The sequence below is a fragment of the Chrysiogenia bacterium genome (assembly GCA_020434085.1).
Classification (GTDB): Bacteria; JAGRBM01; JAGRBM01; order JAGRBM01; family JAGRBM01; genus JAGRBM01.
The window spans coordinates 1-2,294 of sequence record JAGRBM010000590.1 but is presented as its reverse complement, the minus strand read 5'-3'; the positions used below and the strand labels follow the sequence as shown (position 1 = coordinate 2,294).

The window sequence follows — 2,294 nt, the reverse complement described above, 5'->3', positions numbered from 1 at the left end:
TGGGGTCGAAACCCGCCTTGATACGAAGCGGCGTATCCGTGTCGATCGCGTGCTGAATCTTCTTGCGCAGATCCTTCTCGGGAATGACGTCCACCGCGCCGCGGGTGATGGCCTTCCACTGGGCCTCGAAGTCTTTGACGAGCTTGCTCATTGGGGTCTTCCGCCGCCCGGCGATGTGGCCGGGCGCCCGCTAGCAATAGCGGAGGGGCCGCCCCATGCCAAGAGCGCGGCTCAACACCAGCTCGCCACGTCGCCGGGTCGCGCGATCAGCTCCTCGACGTTGGCCTGGATCACGCGGTAGCCCACGTTTCCGTAAAGCTTCTGCCGGCCCTCGTTGAGCAGCAGGGTGGGACTGCCCTGAATGAGGTGCTTGCTCTGTAGCTCGGCGTCCGCGCACAAGGCGGCCATCGCCTCTCCCGAGTCGAGCCGGGCGGCCAGCGCAGCCGGATCGAAGCCGGCGGCCCCCGCCACGTCGAGCAGCACGCCGCGCGCGCTGACGTCGCGGGCGTCGCGGAAAAACGCCAGCCGGAGGGCCCAGGCCAGCTCGGGCGAGGGCGGGCATTGCGCGCCATCGTCGGACTCGAGAAGCTGGGCGGCCTTCACCAGCAGATGTGCGGGCGCCGAGGACTGCGGCGTGTTCTCGACCCAGGCCCGCTCGCTCACCTCAACGTGGGGGAAGCGCGCGGCCACTTCGCGCACGTGGGCGGCGTAGGCGGCAACCCCGCCGCGGCTCTCCCAGCTCGCCGCCATCTTTCCGGGAACGTCGCCAAAGACGGGAATGAAGTGCTCGTGCAGGGCGATCCGGCCTGCAAAGCGCGTGGAGCATTCGTCGAGACGAACCTGCGAGACGTAGGCCCACACGCACAGGATGTCGGAGAAATAGTCGATCCGGACGGGCGCAAACTCTTTCATGAGGGATTCCTCCGCCGGCTCAATAGAACACTTTGCGCCCCCGGTCGCGCACGCGCGGCACGCGCCCCTCCACAGGCGGAATCGAATAGCCGCCACCCGCCGGACCCTTCTGGTACCAGTAGGCGGTGCTCGCATACTCGGCCGGAATGACGTCGTTCATCCCGTGATGGATGATGCCGCGGAAGCTCTCCCTGAACGCGAGCGGGTCGCGCCAGTGGTAGCGATAAGAGGCGGTGCGCCCGGTGCGGTAGCTGCGCTCGAGCACGCCATGATCGATGCCGGTGAAGGCACCGTCGGAGAAGTACCAGCCGGTGTTGAAGTATTCCTCATGTCCGGTGCCGCTGTGGCGGCTCTCGTTCTCGCCGTCGATGTAGAGTTCTTCCCAGCCCTCGAGTTGTCCCAAGCCCAGTCCGCGCGGGAGCATCCACGTCCACGGCGCGCGCAGCAGCCAGGCATCGCGGTTGCGCGTGGACAGATGCAGGCCCAGGTAGAGCCCGCTGCCGTCGGTTTCGAGGAAAGTATAGGGGCGGTGCTTTTCGGCCAGCGCCTCGCGCCGCCACTGGGCGCGAAAGCGGAGCGGGGAGACATCGGCCTCGTCGAGTTCGTAGTAGCCCATGCCATAGAAGAAGAGCGGCAGCGGAATGTTGCCGTCCTGGGTGAAGGTGATGCGAAAACCCTTCGCAAAGGGCATCGGCGCGGTGCACACCATGCCGCCGGAGACGACGCTCAGAAAGCGCGAATCGTACTGCCGCCAGGTCTGGTGGTGAATGCCGAAGAAATCACCGACGGGCGTCTCGATGGCCGGGTGTTCATCCCCGTCCCAGTAGATGCGCATGACGACCTCGCGAAGCAGCGAGGGCCGGATCCGGTTTGGAAAGGCCACGAAGAGCCGCGTGAGCAGCCCGGCGCCCTCGACGGCAGCGGCCTCGTGCGTCTGGCGCGGACGCAGTACCACGCACCTTCGCGACCAGTCCGCGAGTATTCCCGGCATCCACCGCAGCGGCCCCTTGTCATAGCTGGTGAGCTGAACGCAGCGGCCGCGCCGCTCGGTGGATGGATAGAGAAAGTCCACAAGTCCCCTCCCCGCAAAGGATGGAACAAGTGTGAACAGCACTCAGAACCGGTGCAACCCGGCCGCGATCAGCCCGGAAGCGGGATATTGACGCGCTCGATGCCCCGGGCCTTACCGGTTTCTTCATCGATATCGACGATGGCGCCGCAAAGGCGCACGTCGTTCTTGGCGCACTCGTAGCGGCTGGGCATGCCGGTCAGGAAGCGCCGGAGTGAGGCTTCCTTCTTCATGCCGATGACCGAGTCGTAGGGGCCGGTCATGCCGGCGTCGGTGAGGTAGGCGGTGCCGCCGGGCAGCACGCGCTCGTCGG

Annotated in this window: 3 protein-coding genes; all 3 read right to left on the bottom strand. The window is 66.5% G+C overall.

What is annotated here, in order from left to right:
* Positions 1 to 231: 231 nt before the first annotated feature.
* Positions 232 to 912, bottom strand: coding sequence for a DsbA family protein (locus tag KDH09_19320; protein MCB0221857.1), 681 nt, complete (start codon positions 910 to 912; stop codon positions 232 to 234).
* Positions 913 to 931: 19 nt separating this feature from the next.
* Positions 932 to 1,984 (bottom strand): DUF2961 domain-containing protein, encoded by a 1,053-nt coding sequence (locus tag KDH09_19315; GenBank protein MCB0221856.1) that lies wholly within the window; start codon positions 1,982 to 1,984, stop codon positions 932 to 934.
* A gap of 68 nt (positions 1,985 to 2,052) precedes the next feature.
* On the bottom strand, positions 2,053 to 2,294 hold a 242-nt coding region (locus KDH09_19310; protein ID MCB0221855.1), incomplete at its 5' end, for a YmdB family metallophosphoesterase.